This window comes from Nostoc commune NIES-4072 (assembly GCF_003113895.1).
In the GTDB taxonomy this organism is placed as follows: domain Bacteria; phylum Cyanobacteriota; class Cyanobacteriia; order Cyanobacteriales; family Nostocaceae; genus Nostoc; species Nostoc commune.
Map to the genome: position 1 here is coordinate 6614846 of NZ_BDUD01000001.1, position 26560 is coordinate 6641405.

27 protein-coding genes and 1 tRNA gene are annotated in these 26560 nt (G+C 42.5%); 11 read left to right on the top strand and 17 right to left on the bottom strand.

Annotated features, from left to right (window positions below; genetic code table 11):
- Window positions 1-135 precede the first annotated feature (135 nt).
- From CDC33_RS29635 to CDC33_RS29660, 7 genes are all read right to left on the bottom strand, one after another.
- Window positions 136-1590 carry a YcjF family protein gene (locus CDC33_RS29635; RefSeq protein WP_109011959.1) on the bottom strand — a complete coding sequence of 485 codons (1455 nt, stop codon included), beginning with the start codon at window positions 1588-1590 and terminating at the stop codon, window positions 136-138.
- 105 nt (window positions 1591-1695) lie between these two features.
- Window positions 1696-1772, bottom strand: a tRNA-Met gene (locus CDC33_RS29640).
- A gap of 46 nt (window positions 1773-1818) precedes the next feature.
- Entirely contained in the window at window positions 1819-2772 is a 954-nt protein-coding gene (locus CDC33_RS29645; protein WP_109011960.1) for an asparaginase, read from the bottom strand.
- A gap of 87 nt (window positions 2773-2859) precedes the next feature.
- Window positions 2860-3360 carry a CGLD27 family protein gene (locus CDC33_RS29650; RefSeq protein ID WP_109011961.1) on the bottom strand — a complete coding sequence of 167 codons (501 nt, stop codon included), beginning with the start codon at window positions 3358-3360 and terminating at the stop codon, window positions 2860-2862.
- On the bottom strand, window positions 3357-3815 hold the full coding sequence (gene rsfS / locus CDC33_RS29655; protein WP_109011962.1) for a ribosome silencing factor: 459 nt from the start codon (window positions 3813-3815) through the stop codon (window positions 3357-3359). Before rsfS ends, CDC33_RS29650 begins: the two co-directional genes overlap by 4 nt.
- Window positions 3816-4240: 425 nt before the next feature.
- Window positions 4241-4414 carry a hypothetical protein gene (locus CDC33_RS39235; protein ID WP_181374172.1) on the bottom strand — a complete coding sequence of 58 codons (174 nt, stop codon included), beginning with the start codon at window positions 4412-4414 and terminating at the stop codon, window positions 4241-4243.
- Window positions 4414-4638 carry a hypothetical protein gene (locus tag CDC33_RS29660; protein ID WP_244919377.1) on the bottom strand — a complete coding sequence of 75 codons (225 nt, stop codon included), beginning with the start codon at window positions 4636-4638 and terminating at the stop codon, window positions 4414-4416. Before CDC33_RS29660 ends, CDC33_RS39235 begins: the two co-directional genes overlap by 1 nt.
- A 235-nt stretch (window positions 4639-4873) precedes the next feature.
- Here CDC33_RS29660 and CDC33_RS29665 point away from each other — a divergent pair, with 235 nt between their 5' ends.
- Window positions 4874-5716 (top strand): hypothetical protein, encoded by an 843-nt coding sequence (locus tag CDC33_RS29665; protein ID WP_244919378.1) that lies wholly within the window; start codon window positions 4874-4876, stop codon window positions 5714-5716.
- 23 nt (window positions 5717-5739) lie between these two features.
- Here the strand turns inward: CDC33_RS29665 and CDC33_RS29670 are convergent, their stop codons facing one another.
- The 7 genes from CDC33_RS29670 to CDC33_RS29700 all read right to left on the bottom strand — a co-directional run bounded on the left by CDC33_RS29670 (window position 5740) and on the right by CDC33_RS29700 (window position 11644).
- A complete protein-coding gene (locus CDC33_RS29670; protein ID WP_109011963.1) occupies window positions 5740-6654 on the bottom strand; it encodes a nucleotidyl transferase AbiEii/AbiGii toxin family protein in 915 nt (304 codons plus the stop codon).
- 162 nt (window positions 6655-6816) lie between these two features.
- Window positions 6817-8220 (bottom strand): ferredoxin:protochlorophyllide reductase (ATP-dependent) subunit N, encoded by a 1404-nt coding sequence (locus CDC33_RS29675; protein ID WP_109011964.1) that lies wholly within the window; start codon window positions 8218-8220, stop codon window positions 6817-6819.
- A 175-nt stretch (window positions 8221-8395) separates the two neighbouring features.
- A complete protein-coding gene (locus tag CDC33_RS29680) occupies window positions 8396-9181 on the bottom strand; it encodes a DUF5331 domain-containing protein (protein ID WP_109011965.1) in 786 nt (261 codons plus the stop codon).
- Window positions 9182-9213: 32 nt separating this feature from the next.
- On the bottom strand, window positions 9214-10080 hold the full coding sequence (bchL, locus tag CDC33_RS29685; RefSeq protein WP_012410753.1) for a ferredoxin:protochlorophyllide reductase (ATP-dependent) iron-sulfur ATP-binding protein: 867 nt from the start codon (window positions 10078-10080) through the stop codon (window positions 9214-9216).
- A 695-nt stretch (window positions 10081-10775) separates the two neighbouring features.
- Window positions 10776-11030 (bottom strand): TIGR02450 family Trp-rich protein, encoded by a 255-nt coding sequence (locus tag CDC33_RS29690; RefSeq protein ID WP_100901323.1) that lies wholly within the window; start codon window positions 11028-11030, stop codon window positions 10776-10778.
- Window positions 11031-11085: 55 nt separating this feature from the next.
- Window positions 11086-11460, bottom strand: coding sequence for a hypothetical protein (locus CDC33_RS29695; protein WP_109011966.1), 375 nt, complete (start codon window positions 11458-11460; stop codon window positions 11086-11088).
- Window positions 11453-11644, bottom strand: coding sequence for a hypothetical protein (locus CDC33_RS29700; RefSeq protein ID WP_109011967.1), 192 nt, complete (start codon window positions 11642-11644; stop codon window positions 11453-11455). Before CDC33_RS29700 ends, CDC33_RS29695 begins: the two co-directional genes overlap by 8 nt.
- A 481-nt stretch (window positions 11645-12125) precedes the next feature.
- Here CDC33_RS29700 and CDC33_RS29705 point away from each other — a divergent pair, with 481 nt between their 5' ends.
- The 3 genes from CDC33_RS29705 to clpB all read left to right on the top strand — a co-directional run bounded on the left by CDC33_RS29705 (window position 12126) and on the right by clpB (window position 15795).
- Complete coding sequence (locus CDC33_RS29705; protein WP_109011968.1) at window positions 12126-12521, top strand: DUF433 domain-containing protein; 396 nt, start codon at window positions 12126-12128, stop codon at window positions 12519-12521.
- On the top strand, window positions 12518-12913 hold the full coding sequence (locus CDC33_RS29710; protein ID WP_109011969.1) for an ACP S-malonyltransferase: 396 nt from the start codon (window positions 12518-12520) through the stop codon (window positions 12911-12913). The genes CDC33_RS29705 and CDC33_RS29710 overlap by 4 nt, the downstream gene beginning before the upstream one ends.
- 263 nt (window positions 12914-13176) lie before the next feature.
- The gene (gene clpB, locus CDC33_RS29715; RefSeq protein ID WP_109011970.1) at window positions 13177-15795 is read left to right on the top strand and encodes an ATP-dependent chaperone ClpB; all 2619 of its coding nucleotides are present in this window, start codon (window positions 13177-13179) and stop codon (window positions 15793-15795) included.
- A 249-nt stretch (window positions 15796-16044) separates the two neighbouring features.
- Here clpB and CDC33_RS29720 read toward each other — a convergent pair whose 3' ends face one another.
- Window positions 16045-16611 carry an SRPBCC family protein gene (locus CDC33_RS29720; protein WP_109011971.1) on the bottom strand — a complete coding sequence of 189 codons (567 nt, stop codon included), beginning with the start codon at window positions 16609-16611 and terminating at the stop codon, window positions 16045-16047.
- Between the two features lie 422 nt (window positions 16612-17033).
- On the opposite strand from CDC33_RS29720, the gene CDC33_RS29725 reads away from it, so the two are divergent.
- From CDC33_RS29725 to CDC33_RS29735, 3 genes are all read left to right on the top strand, one after another.
- Entirely contained in the window at window positions 17034-17228 is a 195-nt protein-coding gene (locus CDC33_RS29725) for a hypothetical protein (RefSeq protein WP_100901319.1), read from the top strand.
- A 369-nt stretch (window positions 17229-17597) separates the two neighbouring features.
- Window positions 17598-17762, top strand: coding sequence for a rubredoxin (gene rd / locus CDC33_RS29730; RefSeq protein WP_109011972.1), 165 nt, complete (start codon window positions 17598-17600; stop codon window positions 17760-17762).
- A 49-nt stretch (window positions 17763-17811) separates the two neighbouring features.
- Complete coding sequence (locus tag CDC33_RS29735; RefSeq protein WP_109011973.1) at window positions 17812-19053, top strand: BaiN/RdsA family NAD(P)/FAD-dependent oxidoreductase; 1242 nt, start codon at window positions 17812-17814, stop codon at window positions 19051-19053.
- 113 nt (window positions 19054-19166) lie between these two features.
- On the opposite strand, the gene CDC33_RS29740 is transcribed toward CDC33_RS29735, so the two are convergent.
- Window positions 19167-19652: an SMI1/KNR4 family protein gene (locus tag CDC33_RS29740; protein ID WP_109011974.1), complete on the bottom strand. Its 486-nt coding sequence runs from the start codon at window positions 19650-19652 to the stop codon at window positions 19167-19169.
- Window positions 19653-19776: 124 nt separating this feature from the next.
- On the opposite strand from CDC33_RS29740, the gene lpxD reads away from it, so the two are divergent.
- The gene (lpxD, locus tag CDC33_RS29745) at window positions 19777-20832 is read left to right on the top strand and encodes a UDP-3-O-(3-hydroxymyristoyl)glucosamine N-acyltransferase (protein ID WP_109011975.1); all 1056 of its coding nucleotides are present in this window, start codon (window positions 19777-19779) and stop codon (window positions 20830-20832) included.
- A 119-nt stretch (window positions 20833-20951) separates the two neighbouring features.
- Here lpxD and CDC33_RS29750 read toward each other — a convergent pair whose 3' ends face one another.
- Window positions 20952-21857, bottom strand: coding sequence for a CoB--CoM heterodisulfide reductase iron-sulfur subunit B family protein (locus CDC33_RS29750; protein ID WP_109011976.1), 906 nt, complete (start codon window positions 21855-21857; stop codon window positions 20952-20954).
- Window positions 21858-22279: 422 nt separating this feature from the next.
- On the opposite strand from CDC33_RS29750, the gene acpP reads away from it, so the two are divergent.
- The 3 genes from acpP (at window position 22280) to tkt (ending at window position 26468) form a co-directional block, all read left to right on the top strand.
- On the top strand, window positions 22280-22534 hold the full coding sequence (acpP, locus tag CDC33_RS29755) for an acyl carrier protein (protein ID WP_109011977.1): 255 nt from the start codon (window positions 22280-22282) through the stop codon (window positions 22532-22534).
- Window positions 22535-22817: 283 nt separating this feature from the next.
- A complete protein-coding gene (fabF, locus tag CDC33_RS29760) occupies window positions 22818-24068 on the top strand; it encodes a beta-ketoacyl-ACP synthase II (RefSeq protein ID WP_109011978.1) in 1251 nt (416 codons plus the stop codon).
- Window positions 24069-24440: 372 nt separating this feature from the next.
- The gene (tkt, locus tag CDC33_RS29765; protein ID WP_109011979.1) at window positions 24441-26468 is read left to right on the top strand and encodes a transketolase; all 2028 of its coding nucleotides are present in this window, start codon (window positions 24441-24443) and stop codon (window positions 26466-26468) included.
- Window positions 26469-26560 lie beyond the last annotated feature (92 nt).

A 26560-nucleotide genomic window follows, 5' to 3' on the forward strand; every position in this document is an offset into this window, starting at 1 on the left:
TTATTTCAATAAAGATGTTTATTTAGTTTGTATCCCCAATTAAAATTGAGGGATTAAAACCAAGTTTAGATTTTGGAATTTGAATCATTCAATCCAAAATCCAAAATCTAAAATTTGGTAATCTTCTGCATCAAATTATCCCACCGCTTTCTGAATACCAATGACTTCAACGTGCTGTGCTTCTGGCAACAAACGCTTCATGCTTTGCTTAACAAAACCTTGCAAAAAACCAATTTGCTGATTTTGCCCAAATACCTTTTGTAAGGTTTGCCGCAAATTCTCCAAATTCAAGCCAGTCCCAGAATCTATTGCTATTTCCTGCTGTTGGAAATATTCAATTAGACTTAATCCTGCAACTCTAGTCAGATAAGCTGCACTTACTCCCTGCACTACGCCACCAGCAACAAAGGTAACAGCATTACTTTTTAGAACAGTAGTAATAGCATTCGTAGAAAGTTCAACTAAACCCAGTTTCAGCATCAAACTTCCCATTGTTCCAGCTACGGTTTGGGCCTGTTCCAAGGAAAATTTCTGCTGATAGATATTACCCAAATCCATTACCATCTGAGCATTAATTGCCGCAGTCGCTAGGATATCAAGGGCTGGGACTGGGTTAGCAAAGGCAGCAGCAGCAGCTATCCATTGATATTGTTCAATAATTGGGGTGGCGCGATCGCGTCTAGTTCCATTCAACCAATTTTTCGCGTCAGCTTTCAACAATCCGGCTTTTCTCATGGTTGTTAACCAAACTAGCCGTTGTCCCTGCTGTGTCAATTCACCCAACTGCTGAGTCAACTGCTGGATATTTGGTGCTGGTTGTTCCATCCACTCTTGCACAGAACCATCAGCCTCATGCTTTCGGACTTTGATGGGAATGGGAGAGGCCGCAGTTGCAACTACATTTCCCTGCATTCGCTGTTTCAATGACAGCAAGACGCTGGCGCTTTCATCGGCTAAATACTGGTCTTGTTTGTTCAAAACCAGGATTGTGGGCTGATTTGCTGCTTTTAGCTGCTGTAAGGCTTGAAATTCTGAGTCTGTCAAATCACCGTTTGTTAAGAACAGAACAAAATCAGATTTTGCTACTTCGGCTAAAACATCTGCATCTGAATTGTCACCCGCTTCTCTAAATAAAGGTGCTGTTTCTTCTAGAGACACTAAATTTCCTGTCTCGACATTTTCCTTTAACACTTTAATTAAAGTGCTTTTACCCACGGATTTACCGCCAGTCACTGCAACTTTAATTTCTTGTCTGTCTAACTCCAACAACAGTTGGGCAACTTGTTCTTTGAGTACCTTTAATGCTGTATGGTTTTCAGCTTCTTGTGCGAGTTGGTTAATTACAGTTTCAGTTTTAGCGATCGCACTTTCGACAGTCGCCCGATCCACTACCATACTATCTAGCTGCTCTAAACTGTCTTTCGGGCGATTTTTTTGGAATAACCACAAACCACCGCCTACAGCTAAGGCACTCAATAAACCAAACTCACCCACCTGCACTATAGAATCGTGCCAACTGTCCAACATCCACAGAGAAAAGGACAGTCCCAATCCTCCCACTAAAATTGGTCGCTGCAACTTCACAACCATGATTCTCCGCGCCTTTTAGATGGCTATTTCTTCCAGAATAGATCAAAATAAAACAAAAACCCTGCAATCTTCATTGATTGCAGGGTTTTTATTTTATCTTTGATTTGGTGGCGGGAAGTGGATTTGAACCACTGACCTTCGGGTTATGAGCCCGACGAGCTACCAGGCTGCTCTATCCCGCGTTGCTCTTGACTTTTATATCATAACCCATAGTCAAGAGTTTGGCAACTACAAAAATGATAATTCTCCAATTACTTCTAAACGTTTGTATTTTCCTAAGGTGACAAACTTTTCACAGAGGCTTTCGGCGGCACTGGGACTAATCCAACCCATTTGCTGGAGTAAGTGAATAGCCACGGCGTATTTTGCTCGTTTTGCCCCATCCATAACTTTAATCGCCAATCCCAAGCCTTCGCCGAGTCTACCAATGCACTGCACTCCTTCTGCACCAGTTTTACTGACCAATTCCCCTGGAGTTAAGCGCATTAGTTCCGTATCAAATTCTCCATCTCCAGCAACCATAGCGGGGTGATGAGTCATCGCACGGACAATGCGCTCCATATCCAGATTGGTACTAGAGGCTAACAATGCATATAAAGATGCCATGTGACCGAGTTGCATCAGATAAGTTGGTGCGCCACAGTCATCATGAGCGCTGATAAATTCTTCAGCTGGCATTCGCAGCAATTCTGCTACTTTGCCTAAAATCAACTGCTGTACTGGGTGCTTGCGATCTAAGTAGTTATTCAAGGGCCAACGACGTTGCTGACAAACAGCTAACATTCCCGCATGTTTACCAGAGCAATTGTATTCCAGAGGACTGTGCTTACCTTCAGGAATTGGACACTGGAGCATAGTTGGGTCAAGATCAGCCCGCCAAAGAATGTTAAATACCTGTCGGACTTGATCTATTCTTCCTTTATGGGAACTTGTGATAATTGCTAAGTCACGATCGCTGAGGTCATAGCGTTCCAGTGTACCTGTGGTGGTGACTGCGAGTGCCTGAAATGGTTTGAGCGCTGAACGGATAAATGCAGCAGTTTCAGAATTCCCGGCAACGGTTAGAACCCGTCCTCGTTCGTCGCATACAACAGCTTGGACTATATGCCTGGATTCAATAATACCTTCCCGCAGCAACCGGACTTCCAGTGCTGTGGCTTGAGTTCGTTTTCCCATTGTCATGGGTTTATATTTATCACCTTTTTTAATTAATTAGTCATTAGTTATTAGTCATTAGTCCTTAGCTAATGACTAATGACCAATGACTCTTTAAAACAAATGCCAAACTATAGTACCAATAACGTACATTCCCGCCAAGCCAGCGAAGGTAAATTGTAACCGCCGCAAGATGGGTTTGATTTCGTATGCGACAATCAAGCGATCGCGGTTGAGGATTTCCTCTGGTTTTGTCCAAGTTTGGCCGTCGTACCAGCCTGACTCTTCATAAAAGACTGTGGGGCTGCAAAGGCGATCGCACACGTAGAACCAGCCTAAGTACAACCTTACCAGTGCCAGCACTACGCCAACACTCGCGGCGGCTGCACCACAGAGGATAAAATGTGCAATATACTTGTTCGGAGGAAAACTTGCTGCTGCCACAGGCCCTGCCACCAGCCAAGATAAACCCCAAATCCAAGCTATTTTCGTGATATACTCGCGCAAATCTAAAGTGGTATCACGAAATAGCCAGGAATTTTTTAACTCTTCGTACTCATTAAGCGGTTGTTGGTCTGTAGGAACTGGGCAATTTGAAACCGAAGACCTAATCATGTTGGCTTACCCTCACCCTCATCAGATTCTGGAAGGGAAATACGCTCTGCATGAATCCAGAACGCTTCTAAATTATAAAACTCTCGTTCCTTGGGCATCATGATGTGAACGATCACATCACCGTAGTCTTGTAGTACCCAACTCCCCTCAACTTTTCCTTCTGTCCTTATGGGACGCCGTTGCAACTCAGCTTCGACCTTTCCTTCAATTGCTTGAGCGATCGCCCTGACTTGTACTTTAGAATAGCCAGTCATCATCACAAAGTAATCAGCTAGGTAAGATACCTCTGCTACTTTGAGCAATATAATCTCACCCGCTTTGCGGTCTGATGCAGCTTCGGCTATCGTTGCAGCTAATTTTCCGCTCTCCTCTTCTGTATGGGCGTGGCTCTTTGCCACACTCTTCGTCAGTGGGACAGATTGTAATGGGAAATTTCCTTGGAAATAATCAGTCATTAAACCTCATGTGCTTTCTTTTGAAACAATTGTTTACATTTACTTACAAATCACAAACAATTGATCTGAAAATGTGTCAATAGGTTTTTTTGAATACTAACAAAAAAACGGGTGTCTATGGGGGCTAGTACCGCAAGGCGGAAGTCACGCATTTAAAAGTCAAAAGTCACGCATGTTTTAATTTTGGGCTTTCTGGCTGTAATTAAATGGTAGGTTTGTTGCCACCGACCTGTCCTAGTTTGATAATTGACTCCTTAGATTTGGACATTAGCAATCAGCAGTTACAGATGGCTATTGTTGTAGTAATAAATTAAACATTAGCTTTTCAGCAAGATTTTCCAGTGAAAATAGTGTTTGCTCCACTGTGCATTAATTGAGTGGTTGGGAAAAATTTTAAGCTATTTACAGCCAAAAAAATTGATTTTTCAGGTTTTATCGCTATTATCCTCAGTTTCTGCAAGTTGAGCTTGAGTAGACCGTAATTCCTCTAATGCCAAATTTAAGCTGAGATTTTTCTCATTAGACTTCTTGCATAAGTCGGGAAAAGGTGAAGGGGGAAGGGGAAAAAATTCTGTATTGTCCCCTTCCCCTAAAACCATTACCCTTTTAGCTCACTGAAAACCTCTTGCTGCTGAGTTTCCATCTGCATATCGCATATAGCCAAAACCTGCTCATCGGGTAGAGACTCCAGAGGTAGTTCAGTAATGGTGCGATCAATCCATTCTAGTAATACATCTTCAAGTCGCCGATGTGTGAAAGCAGCGATTTCCTTTGCTTTTTGTGCCAGTGTTTCAGGGAGTTGAAGGGTGACGATTTCAGCCATTTTCTACTACCTTGCTTTTACTTATGATTGTATCTGCGATCGCTCTGCATCTTCTGGTTAAAAAGAGCGATCGCTTTTCTTTATTGGCGTGGACGGTTCGTTAAAAAGAGCGATCGCTATTGCGTAAACTACAACTCAAACTGGGAATACTGAGTAAAGCGCAGGTATTTGCTGCGTAGAAGTGGCTTGCCATAAAATATCAGGCTGCTGATGCTTTACTAAATAGGAGAAGATTATGGACGTACTTACATTAACTTTTGCACTTGCCCCTCACATTGCAAAGGGGTTAGCTAGTGGTATATATGTACGAACTGGCGGTGTAATTCAACATGCTGTCACAAAACAAGTTGTAGCTTGGTTAAGAGATTTAGTACCAACGCCAACTAGTTCTCCTAATAATTTACTTAACCTTGTTGTTTCAGGGGCTAATGCAGCTGTCACAGCGAAAGGACTAGCTGATGTCAACGGACGTTTAGGTGGTATTGAAAATCAGTTAGGAGAACTTGGGCAAAGTTTACAACTTAATCAAGGAATTTTACAGATAACTACTGCGGCTAGCGTACTTAACCTTGGTGTTTCAGTAATGGGCTTTGCTGTAATAGCGCAGCGCCTCAAGGAGCTAGAAAAACGCTTAAAACAGGCGGAAGAACTATTGAACAAAGTCAATCGCAAAATTGACCTCAGTTTTTATGCTAATTTTCGTGCTGCAATCGAATTAGCAACTAATGCCTTTACGATGGGTAAAACTGAAAATCGTAGAAGTAGCGCGCTACAAGCTATTAACCGCTTTTTAGAAGCAGAGCATATTTATGCTGAATATACCGATAACGAAATTGAGCAAAAAAGCCAAATTGCTGATGAATATCTGTTAACTTTATCTTTAGCTTACCTAGCTGAAGCACGTTGCTATTTAGAATTGCAAGAACACGATACAGCACTTCGCCGATTCCAAGAAGGAGCAAAAGTCCTCCGTTCACGTATTAAAAAATATATTGACATTTTACTCACTTCTAACCCAGCAGCATACTTACAGCCATGTTACAAACATATCAATAATAAATTTTCGCTCGTTTGCTAGTGATTATTACATTTTAAATTTCTTTAATTCATAGATTCAAAGTCAACAAGAAGCAAATTTATCCCATCCATTATTATGGAAAATTTTTCTTCAGGTATGTTTAACTCATGAAAACATTTATCTCTATATCTTTCTTTTTCAATAAAATTAGTGATGGCTTTAATTAATGGCTTTTTTATTTCGTAGCTTTCTTCAGCTTTAGCGATCGCACGTGCGGGGATTTCGTTATTTACACGCAATATTGCTAAGTCAATCAAATCTCTAGATTGTGTACTTGAATCGTTCCATCGGTCAGCATTAGCCATTAGTTTTGATGTAAATCTATCGCTTATACTCAGACAAGGTATTCTTGTCCATTTCGGGTAAACAGGAGAGTCTAAAGTAAAAATCCCATTGGCTACAATTTCTACTTTAATAGTTGTTTCATTGACTACAATAGGAAAACGAATACCATATTGATTTATTGTACTGTCACCTAATTCGATATCTGTTGTACTTTCCAATAATGCTACAATTCCTTCATCGCAAATCAAATTTCTTAAATATCTGTAATTTTCAGTTCCATAAGGGAAGAGAAAATCAATATCTTTACTAAGCCTGTATTCATCATATTCTAACGCCAAGAGTGTACCACCGCCAAAGTATGCAGAAGCTTTTTTGAAAACTTCTGGATTGAAAGCATTAATAATTTTAAGTATATTATTATGATGATCGAGATGAAACATTTCAAAATCCGGTAATATCCAAGAGTTATATTTTTTTGCTAAATAATGAACAAAATCCTTTTCTTCTTGTTTTAAATTATTGAAGGTAGTTTGATGATGCCAATTGCGTTCATACAATTGAACAATTTCTTTCTCACTCATTTGATATACATTTTTTAGCTGCCAACCAATAGACTCTAGAAATGGTAGCTTTTGTCGATTGAGCTTAAACATAATTAACTGTAATGGTTAAATATTCTCTAAGTTATGATTTAGCAATATCCACCTGATTGTAACTATTTTTAGGCGCTCTTCCTTTGCACCTTTGTGAGACAAAAAAGGCGAACCCAAAAAGTTCGCCTTAATTATATGCTGTTGCTCAATCTAAACCCAAATTTAAATCTTCGCTTCTTCTCTCACCAACTTATCCCAACCCAAATCTTTCAAATTATTATTCCGACGCAACGGACGAGTCACCAACTCTAACATGTCACGCGCATTCGTAAAGCCGTGAATTTGAGCAAAAGTGAACTCCACAGACCACTTTGTATTAATACCCCGTGCTTCCAATGGGTTAGCGTGAGCCATACCAGTAATTACCAAATCTGGTTTCAACTCATAAATACGCTGAAGTTGATTGTAATTATCCGGCTTCTCTACAATCCTTGGCAGAGGTGAATTCATTTCCTGGCAAGTTTTCTCCAACAATGCCAACTCAGCAGCTTGATAGCGCTTATCCATGTAGGGAATGCCGATTTCGTGAACTGTCATCCCACAACGAATTAAGAATCTTGCTTGGGAAACTTCCAGCAAGTTATCACCCATGAAGAATACAGATTTACCACGAATCAGTTTCACATAATCTTCTAAACCTGCCCAAATTTGTGCTTCCCGTTCATCCAAACCCTTGGGAGTTATACCAAACACCGAGCAGATTTTCTCAATCCAAGCACGGGTGCCATCGGGGCCAATGGGGAAGGGTGCGCCAATGAGTTTACACTTACGGCGGCGCATTAAGGTGGTAGCTGTGCGGCTGAGGAAGGGGTTGACACCAGCGACATAATACCCTTCTTCTAGTACTGGCAGTTCTGTGAAGCGCTTCGCGGGTAGCCAGCCGGAAACTTTGATGCCTTGTTTCTTCAGTTCCAAGGTTAACTGAGTCACCACGGGGTCGGGAAGAGAACCAAAGAGAACCAAGGGTGGATGATCTACATACTCAGATTCATCTTGGGCAACATCTTCCTTCTTCTTACCGAAGTTTAGCAATTTTGCGATCGCATTACGTTCACTTTTCTCTGTTTCTGCCACCGGAGCCTTATCAGGACAACGGTTAGCCATTGCTGCTAATACGGTGTCTTCCCCTTGGGTAAAGGCGTAATCTAGACCATTTGCCCGCGCTACAACGATGGGAATCCCGATTTCGGATTCTAGTTTCGGTGCTAAACCTTCCAAATCTGTTTTAATAATTTCCGTGGTGCAAGTGCCAATCCAGACAATTACACTAGGATTGCGATCGCGTTTAATCTGCAAGCACAACCGCTTTAACTCTTCATAATCACTTAGTTGTGCCGAAATATCGCCCTCTTCCAACTCTGCCATTGCATAGCGGGGTTCTGCAAAAATCATCACCCCCATCGCATTTTGCAGGAAGTAGCCACAAGTTTTTGTCCCAATCACCAAAAAGAAGCTATCTTCAATTTTTTGATATAACCATGCCACGCAGCTAATTGGGCAAAAGGTATGGTAATTTCCAGTTTCACATTCAAAGCTTAAAGCTTCTGGTTGTTGAGCGACAGTCATTTTGGTTTTTTCTCCCCTTGATATTTAATGACAGGTCAACCAATTTTAGATTTTAGATTGATAATTTTGGATTGAAGACTGGGACAACAAAAGTAACCTTTGTCTGACGACAATTTCCCTAATTCCTCATCCAAAATCCCAAATCTAAAACTTAAATTGCGAGGAACGGCAATAATTAAGCGTTGGGGAAGAGACGGGCAATTTCTGATTCATCAAAAACGCCTGCTGGCAGTTCTTCCCCCAAAAAATCATTATTTTCTTCAGCCTTTTGTAAAGCTGTTTCATCACTCCAGACATCTGACAACACGTCTTTAAACGCATTCTCATCTAGTGAACTATCTTCAAGCGCCTCGTCTTCATCGAGCTTGATTTCCATTGCATCTGTTGTACCGAAGCCCATGTCCCCAAACTCATTTGCTTCTAAACTAGAGGTTTCGAGAGACTCTTCTTTTGAGTCATGTCCGTTGGATAAGGAAATATCACCAAAGGCATCTTCGGTTTCTTGTAAATCACTGAGTTCTAGGCTTTGCTCCTCAGAATCCCCGATTGTGACTTCTTGAATTACTGCCATCGCCGCAAAGTCATTTGTATGAGAATGTGTCAATGTTTCATATTCAGGCTTTTCGTCAATGACAGCTGCTGCTTCTTCTACGAATCTCTCTACTTCTGGGTTGGCGAAGCGATTACCAAGAGCGAAATCTGGGTCAAAATGCAAATCCAGTACTTCAATCAGGGTATCAGCATCAGGATTGAGTTTGGCAAAGGGCAACATTAACTGCGCTAGTTTTGGCTCTAGGGCGTTAACAACTCCCAGGATGAGGTAAGAAGGTGGTCGCTTCCCGCCATCAGGTGTGTATACCGATTCTACTTGCATGTGCAGCGTGATCCAGTCCCGATTGTTCTGGAAAAATTGCAACCACTTTTGTTTTAATGAGCCTGTAAAGCTGTGAAAGAATGCCATGTTATTGTCCCCCATCCTGAGAACTTGGTGATTTATACAATCATCAAGTCTAGTTCCTCTTCTGAATTAGGAACCTGGGGTTTACCCGGATTTAGATAAAAATCGGATAACAAAGAGAACAACTCACGATCTGGTGTGTCATTAGGCACAACACCTTCTGGACGTGCCAGAATTTGGTCGGCGATGTTGAGATAGTAGTCGCAAACGTAGTCTAGAGAAGGATCTTGCTCTGCCATCTCAAACAAAGTCTTACCTTTCACACGGGAAACACGGATATCTTCAATCAAAGGTAAAACTTCTAGAACTGGCATTGGCACTGCTTCTATATATTTTTCAATCAAGTCGCGCTTGGAGGTGCGGTTGCCAATTAACCCAGCTAGACGCAGTGGGTGAGTTCTTGCTTTTTCACGGACTGAAGCCGCAATCCGATTTGCCGCAAACAAAGCATCAAAGCCGTTGTCTGTAACAATCAGGCAGTAATCAGCATAGTTGAGTGGTGCTGCAAAACCACCGCAAACTACGTCACCCAGAACGTCAAAAAGAATTACATCGTATTCATCAAAGGCGTTGAGTTCCTTAAGTAATTTTACGGTTTCGCCGACTACGTATCCACCGCACCCAGCACCCGCAGGTGGGCCACCAGCTTCTACGCAATCCACGCCGCCGTAGCCTTTATAAATTACATCTTCAGGCCAGACATCTTCGTAGTGATAGTCTTTTTCTTGGAGGGTATCGATAATTGTAGGAATCAAAAACCCAGTCAGGGTAAAGGTACTGTCATGTTTGGGGTCGCAACCAATTTGCAGCACTTTTTTGCCACGTTTAGCTAGGGCGACGGATATATTACAGCTAGTTGTGGATTTACCGATACCACCTTTTCCGTAGACTGCTAGTTTCACTTTTATTTGCCTCTTATAGCTTCTTGTCAAACTTGTGGCTCAAACATTTGCCTTCACCTTTCCTGAGATGGCGATGCGTGAGGTCTGTGAATGTCATTATTGGGCAAATTACATAGAAAAGAAAGTGGCTCTTAATTTGGAAAACGGTCTTAGCTGATGAATTAAATCACAATTATATTTATTTAGGGTTTTATCGGGCTTAGAGGCTTTATAAGCTCTAAAAACTATAAAAAAACAGTTTTTATTACTCATTTGTATAAAAAGAGTTACAAAAAACAAAAAATCTGAAATTGGCTTTTTTGAATACTTTTCATACAATTAGCTGATGGCCGGATAACGTGTTTTCAAGGCATTGGGGCCCAGGGGAAAGGGTAAAGAAAGGTATATGCAGCCTGATGCTTGAAATATTACTGAAATTTGCGTTAGCGTAGCTCACCGTTGGCGAAGCCTCTCGTAGAGAAGGTATCGCAGATAAATTGCCAGTTTTCAGTCGGTAGTCACAAGCATTTAATTGCTGCTTGAGAGTAAGTTACTCTGATTTTGTAAAAAATTATTAATTTGTCAAATATTTTCCAAGAGCCACAGCAATAGAATTCGCGGCTAAACAAAGCAAAGTCCACCTCCGTGGGCTAAGAGAACAATTTTAGAGTGGACATAAATCCTAAAATTTATTTCAGTCGAGCTATAGAAGGGAATTAGGACACCTCAGTTTCAAGTCCGTGGATTTCCTGTAATGTTTGCCAGCCAGCTTGCCACTGGGAGTTATCTTGTAATAATTTAGCATTTATCCAAAAACGGACTTTCGGATCGCAAGCAGCAACCATTTCGGCATAAACCCAATTAGCCTGATTTTTCCGATTGACTACCTGGAAGTGTCGCCAACCATCGACTTTTTGCTGTGCCGTCCACTTAGAACCAACTAAGTAAGGAAATTTTTGTTTTTTAGTCATTTGTCATTTGTCATTTGTCATTGTTATTCTTCCCCTACTCCCCCTGCTCCCTCTTTTAAGATGTCACTAAATCACCATTACGGGTAAACTTCTGGCAATGCAACTCATTATCTTGCTGAACACATAGCGAAAACCATCTAATATGGCTCCAGCAGGTGTTGATGTTGTTGGTAATTTTGCGCTTTTTCTTGGAAAGGCGTTGTCTTACGATTTCATTAGGGCAAAGAATCTCTAACGTACCCGTACCATCTTCGTAATTAACGATGCGAAATAGACAGTCTTGCAACATCGCACGGCTACTGCTGTCAAAGAACCGCTTAAACCTCTGTAGCTTTTCCCCTTCAGTCATTTGGCTGATTGGCTTTATTTTAAATAACTCTTCATCCTCAAAGTCAAAGTCATCATCTTCAAAGTCGTAGGGGTCAATCATTTTCAGCCTCTTGCTTCACTAACTGCCAATACCATGCTATGGTTCCTCGTTTTTCATAGGACTCATTATCAATAAAAATACGAGTACCATCTGATGATTCGTTAACTAAAACCCAATTAGCAGCCAATGCAGTCGAAGGAAATGCTATTAAAGAAGCTATTACTAATCCTAGAATTCGTTTCATAGAATCAATAAATATCTTAATTAAAAGTTTTGCATGGTTAAAAGGCGATTTTTACCTGCAATAATCTAACTACCTTTTAGGGGAGCATCCACTTTCGGCGGATCTACTTTTTTAGATGAACCATATAGTAGGGTTTTCGGAGTATCAGAATTATGTTTCTTCCAAAAGTGGATGCTCCCCCTTTTAGCAGGCTTATCAGCTAATATATTTTATTGGTCTATTACCTATAATTGGTTCAGTAATTCTGCTAAACCCCAATCTGGTAAGATACTTAAGTAAAAAATAATTTATAAAGCAAGTATGAACTTTCTATTAAATAACTTATATAAATAACCCAAGCCGCGTTTTCATCATTCACATTTGGATAGTGATAGTGTTCGTCATCAATTCCATAAATGACTAAGGTAAGAGTGATAGTGTTCGTCATCAATTCCATAAATGACTAAGGTAAGATAGGAGAAGCTTTTGAGAAGTAAGCGGTATGACTTCATCATTTAATGAAAAAGCTGAAAAAGCAACGATCGCGCGTACAGAACGAGGACTGACGATCGCAGGTACGCGCATTACCCTATACGATGTGATGGACTATGTGACAGAACAGTATCCGCCAAAGTTCATTCGTGCCATGCTCAACTTGACAGATGAGCAAGTCAATGATGCTTTGTCTTACATTGAAACGCATCGTCAAGAGGTTGAAGCTGAGTATCAACTCGTTCTCAAGGAAGCTGAAGAACTGCGGCAGTACTACGAAGAACAGAATCGTGAATTGGTTGAGAAAATTGCCAAGATGCCGCCACCACCCGGACGAGAAGCGGCTTGGGAAAAACTTCAGTTGCAGAAAGCCAGACTGAGAGCCAAACTTGAACCCCAGACATGATTTTTCTCGTCGATCATAATCTTGAGGGACACGCACTGCTTTTATCAGGCAGCATCACAAATCAAGGTTGGCAAGATTTGTTTTCAATCCGCTTTGTTCTTCTTGAAGAGATGTCACTATCAGTTAATAGCAGCGACAGAGTTGTGTGGAGATTTGCTCAAACAAATCAGATGCTCCTACTCACAGCCAATCGTAGAATGAAAGGAAAGGATTCCCTAGAGCAAGTATTGCAGGAAGAAAATACGCCGACTTCGTTTCCTGTTATCACGATTGGAGATGCCGATCGAGTTTTGAATGACCCTGATTACCGGGATCTCTGTGTTAACCGCCTACTTGAAATTGTTCTTTACATTGAAAATTACATAGGGACACGTCGAATTTTCATTCCATAAGTTGTTCTAGTGGTTGTGCAATGAACAAGAATCGCACATAGGAAAATCGGAACTACGGGAAAATACGACTTTTACAAGACGTGAACACCGATCTAGGCGATCACTCCCCTCTTCATACAATATCTATTAACAGCAGAAATTATCTTTACTTGGTGTTCTGGTGGTAGCCTCTGACAAGCCCTCCGGGTTCGCAGTCGCCTGCGGAGGGAAACCCTCCCGCAGCGCTGTCTCACTGCTGCACCTCTACGTTCCTGAAAAAGCCTATGCAACCTACTAATCCTAACCAATTTACAGAAAAAGCCTGGGAAGCGATCGCCCATACCCCGGATATTGTTAAACAATATCAACAACAGCAAATTGAAAGTGAACACCTGATGAAAGCACTGCTAGAACAAGATGGTCTAGCAACTGGGATTCTCACTAAAGCGGGTGTTAACCTCCAAAAACTGCGCGATCGCACTGAACAATTTTTTCAACGTCAGCCGAAAGTATCTGGTACTAGCAGTTCTGTCTACTTAGGACGCAGCTTGGATACACTTCTAGATCGAGCAGACGGATATCGTAAAGACTTTCAAGACGAATATATTTCTATTGAACACTTATTGCTGGCTTACGCTAAAGATGACCGCTTTGGCAAAGCTTTATTCCAAGAGTTTGGTTTAGACGAAGGCAAGCTAAAAAATATTATTAAACAAGTTCGAGGGAGCCAAAAAGTGACCGACCAAAATCCAGAAGGCAAATACGAAGCACTGGAAAAATACGGGCGTGACCTTACAGAAGCTGCGCGTAAAGGTCAACTCGATCCAGTGATTGGGCGAGATGATGAAATTCGTCGGACTGTGCAAATTCTCTCTCGCCGCACCAAAAATAACCCTGTGCTAATTGGTGAACCAGGTGTTGGTAAAACTGCGATCGCCGAAGGATTAGCACAACGCATTATCGCAGGTGATGTACCTCAATCCCTCAAAGACCGCAAGTTAATCGCTTTAGATATGGGTGCTTTGATTGCGGGGGCAAAATTCCGGGGTGAATTTGAAGAACGTCTGAAAGCAGTATTAAAAGAAGTTACTGAATCTGGCGGCAATATTGTTTTATTTATTGATGAAATTCACACCGTTGTCGGCGCTGGTGCAACCCAAGGCGCGATGGATGCTGGTAACTTATTAAAACCGATGTTGGCGCGGGGCGAATTGCGCTGTATTGGGGCGACAACCCTAGATGAATACCGCAAATATATCGAAAAAGATGCCGCACTAGAAAGACGTTTCCAGCAAGTTTATGTCGATCAACCCAGTGTAGAAGATAGCATTTCGATTTTGCGCGGGTTGAGAGAACGTTATGAAAACCACCACGGGGTGAAAATTTCGGATAGTGCTTTAGTTGCAGCAGCCGTATTGTCGAGTCGTTATATTAGCGATCGCTTCCTCCCTGATAAAGCCATTGACTTAGTGGATGAAGCCGCCGCGAGATTAAAAATGGAGATTACCTCCAAACCTGAAGAACTCGACGAAATTGATCGCAAGATTCTGCAATTGGAAATGGAGAAGCTATCGCTGCAAAAAGAAAGCGATGCTGCTTCTCGTGAACGTCTAGGAAGATTGGAAAAAGAAATTGCCGATCTCAAAGAAGAACAAAAAACGCTGAATACTCAATGGCAGTCTGAAAAAGATATCATTGACAAAATTCAGTCTGTGAAAAAAGAGATTGAACGGGTTAACTTAGAGATTCAGCAAGCAGAACGCGACTACGACCTTAACCGCGCTGCGGAGTTGAAATACGGGAATTTAACCAGTTTGCACCGTCAATTGGAAACAGTAGAATCTGAATTGGCAAATGCTCAAAGAAGTGGTAAATCACTATTACGGGAAGAAGTCACAGAAGGTGATATTGCTGAAATTATTTCTAAATGGACAGGAATTCCTATCAGCAAGTTAGTGGAATCTGAGAAAGAAAAACTGCTGCATTTAGAAGATGAACTGCACCGTCGGGTGGTTGGACAAGAAGAAGCAGTCACAGCTGTAGCCGATGCAATTCAGCGATCGCGGGCTGGATTAGCTGATCCCAATCGTCCTATTGCTAGCTTTATTTTCCTTGGGCCTACAGGTGTGGGTAAAACCGAGTTAGCGAAAGCGCTGGCGGCGTATATGTTCGATAGCGAAGATGCGCTGGTGCGAATCGATATGTCTGAATATATGGAGAAACACGCCGTCTCTCGTTTAATCGGTGCGCCTCCAGGATACGTGGGTTATGAAGAAGGCGGACAACTTACAGAAGCGATTCGTCGCCGTCCTTATTCAGTGATTCTTTTCGACGAAATCGAGAAAGCACACCCCGATGTATTTAATATCTTCTTGCAAATCCTTGATGATGGTCGCGTTACTGATGCTCAAGGTCATAAGGTGGACTTCAAAAACGCTATTATCATCATGACCAGCAACATCGGTTCGCAGTATATTCTGGATGTCGCCGGAGATAACACCCACTACGACGAAATGCGCCGTCGAGTAATGGAAGTAATGCGGAATAGCTTCCGTCCAGAGTTCCTGAATCGGCTTGACGAAATTATCATCTTCCACGGTTTGGACAAGAAGGAATTACGGCATATTGTGCTACTGCAAGTGGAAAGATTACGGCAAAGATTGAGCGATCGCAAAATATCCCTCAAGCTCTCGGATGCTGCACTTGACTTTTTAGCCGAAGTAGGCTATGACCCAGTTTATGGGGCACGTCCATTGAAGCGGGCGATTCAGCGAGAGTTAGAAACTCAAATCGCTAAAGCCATCTTGCGCGGTGAATTCACCGATGGCAACACCATCTTTGTAGATGTACAAAATGAGCGTCTTTCTTTTAGTCGCTTACCTGCTGAGGTATTTAGCAGCTAATTGAGAAAGAGGCAAGGGAGCAGGGAGCAAGAGGACAAAGTGACTTAATTAACTCATCCCCCGGCTTCAAGCCGGGGGGAAATCGAAGTCATTAGTTATTAGTAGTTATACGTGATTTTTCGTGTTTAATAATACTAATGAATATTGACCAATGACTAATGACCAAGATGATTTCATAAAAAAACGCCAAGTTAAGCAAGAGCCTCTTGGCGTTTTTTTGTGAAACATTCGTAAGGTAATAATTACAAATTACGAATTATTTTGACTCTTACAAAGTACTTGTCGCATTTTACGCATATTTGCAGGCAATTCAAAGTTCATTGCTTGTTGAATGAAAATTGATGGAATTGGAATAAGAGGTGTAGCTTGCACAGTATAAGCAAGTATTGTGCCGTTACCGCAATCTTTGAGTACTAAATTGGCGTCAAAATCCTCAAAAGTCCCTTTTTCCATGCGAAATTGGATTTGTTGCCCCAGCACTTCTACAACGTTGAGGTAAATTTCAACTTGAGCTGTGAAAAAGAAAAAGGCTTTTTGTGCTGCTTGATACAGGCGTTTGACTTCACCTTTGTGTAATATCTCGCTTTTAGTGATATCGGGAAAATATTGAACCCACCGGGGGTAATCAGTTAATTGTTGCCAGACTTGCGATCGCACCATCGGCACATACATCCAGGCTGTCACCGCGCCACCCCAGGTTTTATGCGATCGTGTTTCTATTAAAATTTCACCCTGTACCAGCAACTTTTGCTTATCTTGACTCCAAGCCATATCTGAACCTGCAATAATTGAGTCTGAGATATGAGACACAGACATCATGATTTTAGTTACTCCTCAACTCATCCACCTAAAATGGAGTTGAAACTACAAGCCATAAAACTTGATTTAGATCCAACCCATTCAATTTTAGTTACAGTGTAATGCCTATCCTTTACAGAAACGGCGAGTTTTTGGTAATTATTTCAGTTATCTTACTGGAAAAACTGTAGTTCTTATCACAATTAACACAATCAATATTTAAGTAGACTTGATAATAGCGGTATTTATAAATTAAAAACTAAGTTATTAACAGCAAGAATGGCACAGAAACGACCTAATATCAAGTACTTTACCCCAACATTTGGATAGGATATCTCGATTTTTACGTATTATTTCTAATGAAACTGTAACTTCATCGTAATTTCATATTTTGTTGTCAATATCAAGTGTAATCTCTGTTGAGTTGAGAGGAAAAGTAGGTGAGTCAATCTTCTTTAAATCGTAGATTAATCCAGATTTTCGGTATCCTTCTCGGCATTAGCGTAGCCGTCTGGGTACTGAGAGGTTTTGGTATTCTCACTTTTATCCCAGGTGGAATAATTTGGCTACTGCTATTAGGGGCGATCGCGATCGCAATTATCAGTTACGTTCAAAGAACTTGGTGGCGTTTTTAGTCATTTGTCATTTGTCATTTGTCATTGGTCAGTGGTACAAGAGTTTTTGGTATATACCGCGCCACTCCTGGGCGAAAAAACTAATGATATCGAACTAATTCAAACCATGCCCCAAGGGATGCCCATAGCTCTGCCGTTGGGTGGGCATGGTTTCTCCTGAACTAATGACTAATGACTAATGACTAAGCCTATTTTGACTAATACCAATTTAATGTGAAGCTGCACTAAATAAGTAACTCTCTATTCTTGGCGTTCTTGGCGTACTTGGCGGTTCGTTTAATATTCTATGCATCTTCATAGAGAATTGGTATAACTACCAGAAGTATTTAATACTGAAGCAAAGCCAACAATTTACTAGAGGAAACGAACATGGCAAAGTATATATGTACTGTTTGCGCTTATGAATATGACCCAGAAGTAGGCGATCCAGATAGTGATATAGCACCAGGAACAGCCTTTGAAAATATACCAGATGATTGGGTATGTCCGACTTGCGGTGCCACAAAAGATCAATTTGAAGTAGTTGAAGAGTGAAGATAACGGCTAGCCTAGTAAAGTACGTGCTATTGAGAAATTTTAGAACTTGCTACCGTTACGAATCGTAGTTATTGGGGGTGGGGCAGCAGGATTTTTTGGCGCGATCGCTTGTGCTAAAGCCAATCCTGATGCCCAAGTTACATTACTCGAAGCTAGTCGCCAACCCCTAGCGAAAGTGCTAATTTCTGGTGGCGGACGCTGCAACGTTACTCATGCTTGCTTTTTGCCTGAAGAGTTGGTGCAAAATTACCCTAGAGGTGCAAAAGCTTTGCGGGGTGCTTTGACTCGGTTTGGGCCTCAAGACACAGTAGCTTGGTTTGCTGCTGCTGGAGTCTATCTAAAAACTGAAGCCGATGGCCGGATGTTTCCTGTCACCAACACTTCAGAAACCATTGTGGAATGTTTGATTAAAGCGGTGGCGACATCTGGGGTAAAACTTCGTATCAGTACACACGTAACTTCAGTTAAAACCGCACCAGATGGGGGGTTTGATATTCTTCTGAAATCGGGAGAGTCGATTAAATGCGATCGCTTACTTCTTGCAACCGGCAGCAGCCTTGTGGGTTATAAAATTGTTAAAGAGTTAGGTCATCAAATAGAACCGCCAGTACCCTCTCTATTTACCTTCAACATTGCTGATCCTCAATTGCAAGCTCTAGCTGGAGTTAGCGTTAACCCTGTGCAATTGCGGTTATCTGGGGGTGGAAAATCCCAATTACAACAAATTGGCTCATTACTAATTACCCACTGGGGTTTGAGTGGCCCGGCTGTTCTGAAGCTTTCTGCTTGGGGTGCGAGAGTTCTGCACGAAAGCCGCTATCAAGCCACATTATTGATTAATTGGTTGCCTGATTTGCACCAAGAACAAGTGCGAGAAAAAGTTTTAGCAGTCAAAGATGAATGGGGAAAGAAAGCGATCGCATTGCATCGCGGCGTCGATCTCCCCCATCGTCTCTGGCAATATATCATTGCCCGTGCAGGCATTACCACAGAAGACCGTTGGGCAGAAATATCTAGTAAAACCTTAAATAAACTGGTGCAAGAACTTACTCAGGGGCAATACTTAATCAACGGCAAAGGAGCCTTTAAAGAAGAATTTGTTACCTGTGGCGGTGTCAACCTCAAAGAAGTCAACTTTAAGACGATGGAAAGTAGGTTAGTTCCTGGTCTTTATTTTGCTGGAGAAATCTTAGATATTGATGGTGTTACTGGTGGGTTTAACTTCCAAAGTGCTTGGACAACTGGGTATTTATCAGGGATAGCAATGGCGAATAGCCAGATAGTTTAAGTTGGTAGTAAGGACTTTATTCCTTACTACTAACTTATAAAAATTAATCTAGCAGACTACTATAAATGTTACAGTTAAAATTTATTTATTCTCAAAAATATAACTTTAAAATATTATCTCAGTCCTCTATTTATCAAATATTCAGCTTGTTCTACAAATCCCTCTATCCAATCCATCACAGATTTACTAGCCTCTTTGATTGTTATGCAATCGTCATGTAGAAAATAAACACAAGAGTCATCTTGTCCATCGGCAATAATAAACCACGGATCTCCATGTAAAGCACAGATACAGAAAGCATTATCAGGCAAGGTTGTACATTCGTCTCCTTCAGCAATGGACTCAAGGAGACTCTCTCGTTGCCACTCATTCATTTTGATAAGTCGCTCAAAGTAAAACTCAAATTCCGAACCTCTAACAAGCTTTCCAGCACTATGCCCAAGTAAACCTAAGATTTCTCTGTAAGTTTTTGGTAAAACTCCATATTTACTTTCAATATATGCAATTTCCTCTGAGGTACATCCTTGTAACTCTTGCTCATTTGTTACTATTCCACTAGTAAACAAACGCTCTCTTAATTTTTGTATATTATTAATCATTTTAAAACCTCGAAGTTTCTAGAGAATAAATAATCTTGAGCTTAATTACTAATTATCTAGCTAGTACAAAGCGGCAAAAATAAAGCTACTATCCTTTGTAGATCAATTTTGAATACACCCAACAATGAAACTCAGCGAAATCCTCCGCCAATTTGGTAATGCCGTCACTAATCATAGCCTGACTAGCAACCCAGACCATGACCCAGAAATTACAGGGGTAGCAGGCATTGATGAAGCTAGCAACGGTACTCTCAGCTACGTAGAAGGGGCAAAATTTGGATCTTTTGTGGCTAAAACCAATGCTAGTGCTTTAATTTTGCCTCAAGACGAAAAATTACAAGTGCTTGCACAAGAGAGGGGTATTGTCTGGCTCACAACCCCAGAACCGCGACTGTTGTTTGCTAAAGCGATCGCACTTTTTTACCAACCATATCGCCCTATCCCAGAAATTCATCCCACTGCTGTGATTCACTCTACGGCAAAAGTTGGTAATGATGTTTATATTGGCCCCCATGCTGTGATTCAACAAAGGGTAGAAATTGGCGATGGCGCAATTATTCATCCGAATGTGGTGATTTATCCAGATGCCAAAATAGGCGATCGCACCACCTTACACGCCAACTGTACCATCCACGAACGCACCCGCATCGGTGCAGATTGCGTGATTCACAGTGGTGCTGTCATTGGTGCAGAAGGCTTTGGTTTTGTTCCTATCCAGACTGGTTGGTTCAAAATGGAACAATCTGGCTATACAGTTTTAGAAGATGGCGTAGAAGTTGGCTGCAACAGTGGCATTGACCGCCCAGCCGTCGGAGAAACACGGGTAGGTCGCAATACAGTAATTGACAGCTTAGTGCAAATAGGTCACGGTTGCAAAATTGGTTCTGGCTGTGCGATCGCAGGTCAGGTTGGTATGGCGGGAGGTGTTCAACTGGGAAATCGCGTGATTTTAGCTGGACAAACAGGGATAGTCAATCAAGTGAAGATGGGAGATGGGGCGATGACATCTGCTCAAACTGGAATTCACAGCGATGTTGCACCAGGAGAAGTTGTCTGCGGATCTCCAGCCATTCCTTACAAACTATATCTCAAGGTATGTGCTGTTTATAGTCGCCTGCCAGATATGTATCAATCGCTAAAACAATTGCAACGTAAATTTAAAGATAGCCCTGGCGACTAAAAGTCGTGGCTATACAGACTAAACCCATGCAGGTGGGTTTAAAACTTTTTATTTTTGATGGGAAATAGACCGTGCTATAGGGGCAATTCATGAATTGCCCCTACCTTGTACTGCACAAACTAAAATCCTAACTTTTCCAATACTGGCTTGGTAGAAACAACGTGGCGATCTAAACCCAGTTCTTTTGGACTAATCCCAAGTGCTAAAGCAATCAACTGCGGTAAATGCAGCACTGGTAAACCTAATTTTTGCTCAATCACCTTTTCCACCTCTGGCTGACGCGAATCTAAATTTAAGTGGCACAGTGGACAAGGTGTAACTATACAGTCAGCGCCAGATGTCAAAGCATCCTGAATATGCATCCCCGCCATCTTGAAAGATTGGGTAGTGGCATAACTAGCCAAGGGCCAACCACAACATTGTGTCCGGCCTCGGTAATAAATTGGCGTCGCACCCACCGCCCGAAACATATTTTCCATCGCTTCCGGTTTGAACGGGTCATCATAGGGCATGGACTTTTGGGCACGGAGGAGATAACAGCCATAAAAAGCCGCGCATTTTAATCCAGTTAACTTCCGAGTGACACGTTTGGTAATTTCCTCTAAACCGTAATCTGTTACCAAAGCGTAAAGAAGATGTTTAACATCGGTACTGCCGCGATAAGGTGAACAGCCTTCTTTATTCAGCAAGCCATTAACCTGTTGAATGTATGCAGGGTCAGTTGTTTGGCATTCTTTTAGGTGTTCGTTCACATGACCGATAACACCTTGACAAGTGCTGCAATGGGTAAGTAAGGGCAAATTTAATTCTTCAGCTAGGGCAATATTTCTGGCGTTGACTGTATCTTCAAGCAGTTTAGAATCTTCTTTAAATGTGCCAGAACCGCAGCAAGCAGCTTTTTTAAGTTCAACCAGTTCAATACCCAGTGCTTGGGTAAGCGCTTGAGTTGACTGGTAAAGTTCCCGACAGGCCCCTTGGGCAACACAACCAGGGAAGTAAGCGTATTTAAGTGTCTGAGATAGCATAGAGGTATGTTTGGGTTAGAGCGATCGCTCTAAAACAATAACTGTTTTATGATTCCTTGTTAGCACCTAAGCTAGGTATGTTTGACGTTCACTGTCTTTTTAACCGTCTAGGTTCAAAGCCGCAGCGTCTATATATTCTGATTGCTAGCAAGGCTGTAAATACTGACCGAGACATTGTAAAAAAAGTTAGTAATAATTGGACAACCGAAACATTTACATCTTGTTGGCAATGGTATAGTCCGCTCCTATACCCAATTCTAAGAAAACTTACCCGATTCTTTTGAGTAAGGGGAGGGATTTTCTAACAGAAAAATCCTTGGTAGTATACGGGCGATCGCGCTTGACGATAAGATGTATATGCTCAAAACAATGTTTCCCGTAAAGAGCAGAACCTAGCAACTGGTTAAGGACTTTTATTATTTATGAGCCAAACGGAACTTTTTGATAAGGTCAAGAAAATCGTCACCGAACAACTGAGTGTTGATGATGCTGACAAAATCACTCCCCAGTCCAAATTTATGGAAGATTTGGGAGCAGATTCCTTAGACACCGTTGAACTGGTGATGGCTTTGGAAGAAGAATTTGATATCGAAATTCCTGACGAAGCTGCCGAACAGATTGTATCGGTTCAAGACGCAGTAGATTACATCAATAACAAAGTTACCGCATCAGCTTAAAAAAGTTTTGAGTCTTTGAAGTTTAGATGGCAATGCCATGCCCCCTCCGGGCATCTAGGCAAAAACCACTGATCTGACTTTTCACTGAGTGCTGAGAGACGCGATTAATCGCGTCTGTACAGGGTTTAGGAGTTAGAGTTTTAGGAGGCAAAAGTTCGGAGTTTTCTCCATCTTTGGATGCTTCCAAAACTCAGAACTCAGGACTGGCTCAACGCCCCGCTAACGCTAACAAAACTTAGCACTATTTAATGCCTGCTGCTTTTTCGCCACCTTTAACTGAATCATGACAGATTATACACGTAAACGCGTTGTTGTAACTGGTGTTGGCGCGATTACACCTATCGGTAACACAGCAACAGAATTTTGGGATGGATTATTGAGTGGACGTAATGGCATTGACCGCATCACATTTTTTGATGCGTCTCGCCATGATTGCCGCATTGCTGGTGAAGTAAAAAACTTCGATCCACATGATTACTTGGAACGCAAAGAGGCCAAGCGCATGGATCGATTTGCCCAATTTGGGGTTTCGGCAGCAAAACAGGCTCTAGCTAACGCGCAGTTAGTTATTAATGAACTGAATGCAGAACAGGTAGGTGTCATGATCGGTTCTGGCATTGGCGGCATTAAGGTATTAGAAGACCAGCAAACTATCTACCTCAACCGTGGGCCTGATCGCTGTAGTCCATTCATGATACCGATGATGATCGCCAATATGGCAGCAGGATTAACGGCAATTCACACGGGTGCTAAAGGGCCAAATTCCTGTCCTGTAACTGCTTGCGCTGCTGGCTCTAACGCTGTAGGCGATGCTTTTCGGTTAATCCAAGGGGGATATGCCCAGGCAATGATTTGCGGCGGAACAGAGTCGGCTGTGACACCATTATCGATGGCTGGGTTTGCCGCTTGCAAAGCCCTCTCTTTTCGCAATGACGATCCGGCTCATGCTTGCCGTCCCTTTGACCGTGATCGTGATGGATTTGTCTTGGGTGAAGGTTCAGGAATTTTAATTCTAGAAGAACTGCAACACGCCCTCAGTCGCGGCGCTCACATTTATGCCGAAATGATCGGCTATGGTATGACCTGTGACGCTTACCATATCACTTCCCCCGTCCCTGGTGGACTTGGAGCCGCTAGAGCAATCGAACTAGCGCTCAAAGATGCCAACATAACTCCTGAACATATTAGCTATATTAATGCTCACGGCACTAGTACCCCAGCTAATGATTCAACAGAAACCTCAGCAATCAAAAAAGCTTTGGGAGAACATGCCTATAAAGTGGCAATTAGCTCCACCAAATCAATGACAGGTCATTTATTGGGCGGTTCTGGAGGTATTGAAGCAGTCGCAACAGTGCTGGCGATCGCTAATGACCAAATTCCACCGACAATAAATCTGGAAAATCCCGATCCAGAGTGTGACTTAGATTACGTGCCTAACTATAGCCGCGCTCAAAAAGTCGAGGTGGCAATATCCAATTCTTTTGGGTTTGGCGGTCATAATGTCACACTGGCCTTTAAGAAATACGTTTAAAAGAAGTCAGGAGTCAGAATTTAGAAGTCAGGGGAGCAGGGAGCAGGGGGAGATTAGGGGGATGAGGGAGATGAGGGAGTGAGTGAGGGACAAGAATTAATAACCAATGCCCCATGCCCAATGCCCCATGCCCAATGCCCAATGCCCAATGCCCAATGCCCAATGCCCAAAGTATCATAGATATCATTCCGATATAACTTAAGCGTTCAACATGACCCAATTATCAGCTTGATTTATCACCAGAAACTCAGGAGATCCCGCTTGTCCATCGACAAGCGGGAGTGGGATGATGAGGATACTGTGGGGAATCTAAAATAACCCCAGCAAGAGAAGCTACGAAGAGTGCTAACCCGTCGTTAAAAACAAGAGATTATGACTGTTGCAACCCAATCCGCCAAAGAATTGTCCGTCGAAGAACTGGCTATTAACTCGATCCGCTTCTTGGCTGTTGATGCCGTAGAAAAAGCAAAATCGGGACACCCAGGACTACCAATGGGCGCGGCTCCGATGGCTTTTGTCCTCTGGGATCGCTTTTTGAAGTTTAATCCCAAGAATCCCAAATGGTTTAACCGCGATCGCTTTGTCTTGTCTGCCGGTCATGGCTCAATGTTGCAGTACGCCCTACTGTACCTGGCAGGCTACGATAGCGTCACCATTGAAGATATCAAACAATTCCGTCAATGGGAATCCAAAACCCCTGGACACCCCGAAAACTTCATGACCCCAGGCGTGGAAGTCACAACTGGCCCCTTGGGTCAAGGAATTGCTAATGGAGTTGGTTTAGCGATCGCCGAAGCGCACCTTGCCGCTAAATTTAACAAACCGGATACTAAGATTGTTGACCATTACACCTACGTAATTTTAGGTGACGGTTGCAACATGGAAGGAATTTCCGGTGAAGCTTGTTCTTTTGCAGGACACTTGGGATTAGGCAAACTCATCGCTCTGTATGACGACAACCACATTTCCATCGACGGTTCCACAGATGTGGCATTCACCGAAGATGTTTCCAAGCGGTTTGAAGCTTACGGTTGGCACGTTCAACACGTTGAAGATGGCAATACAGATTTAGAAGCGATCGCTAAAGCAATTGAAGCGGCTAAAGCTGTCACTGATAAGCCTTCTTTCATCAAGGTAACAACCATTATTGGTTACGGTTCCCCCAATAAAGCAAACACTGCCGGCGTTCACGGTGCTGCCTTAGGTGCAGACGAAATAGCATTGACTCGGAAAAATTTGGGTTGGGAATACGAACCTTTCGTAGTACCCGAAGAAGCCCTCAACCATACACGCAAAGCAGTTGAGCGCGGTGCAGGCTACGAAGACGAATGGAACAAGACCTTTGCCGACTACAAAGCTAAGTATGGCCAAGAAGCGGCTGAATTTGAACGTTACCTAAGCGGCAAGCTACCCGACGGTTGGGATAAAGTACTACCCACCTACACCCCCGAAGACAAAGGATTGCCCACCCGTAAACACTCAGAAACCTGCCTCAACAAATTGGCAGCAGTTTTACCTGAATTGATTGGTGGTTCGGCTGACTTGACTCACTCCAACTTGACCGAAATCAAGGGTAAAGGCGACTTCCAAAAAGGACACTACGAAAACCCCAACATCCACTTTGGTGTGCGGGAACATGCGATGGGCGCAATCTGTAATGGTATAGCGCTGCACACTTCAGGATTAATCCCCTACGGTGCTACCTTCTTGATCTTCACAGACTATATGCGTGCTGCCATCCGCTTATCCGCCCTTTCTCAAGCTGGGGTGATTTGGGTAATGACTCACGATTCCATAGGACAAGGTGAAGATGGCCCGACACACCAACCCATTGAAACTCTAGCTTCCTTGCGAGCTATTCCTAATTTATTAGTGTTTCGTCCCGCAGACGGTAACGAAACCTCTGGCGCTTATAAAATAGCGATCGAGCAAGCGAAGCAAAACGCTCCATCTCTGTTGGCATTCACCCGTCAAAACGTTCCCAACTTGGCAGGTACATCAGTTGAGGGCGTAGCAAAGGGTGGATACACCGTTGTTGATAGCGAAGGTACACCTGATATCATCTTGATTGGTACTGGTTCAGAATTGAGCCTCGCCGTTGGCGCAGCCGAAAAACTCAAGGCTGAAGGTAAGAAAGTTCGTGTTGTTTCGCTACCTTCATGGGAACTTTTTGAAGCACAAGATGCGGCTTATAAAGAGTCCATTTTGCCGAAAGCTGTCACCAAGCGTTTATCTGTAGAAGCCGGCGCTAGTTTTGGTTGGCACAAATATGTGGGTACTGAAGGCGATACTGTTAGTATTGATCGCTTTGGTGCTTCAGCTCCAGGTGGTGTTTGTTTAGAGAAGTTTGGTTTTAGCGTTGATAATGTATTAGCTAAGGCTAAACAATTGTTGGGTTAATAGCAACAGAATATTCTCAAAATTTTGTAGGGTGGGCTGAAAGGCCCGCCTTTTTTTTACATAGAGGGGCGCTGAGTGAGATTGTTTATAAT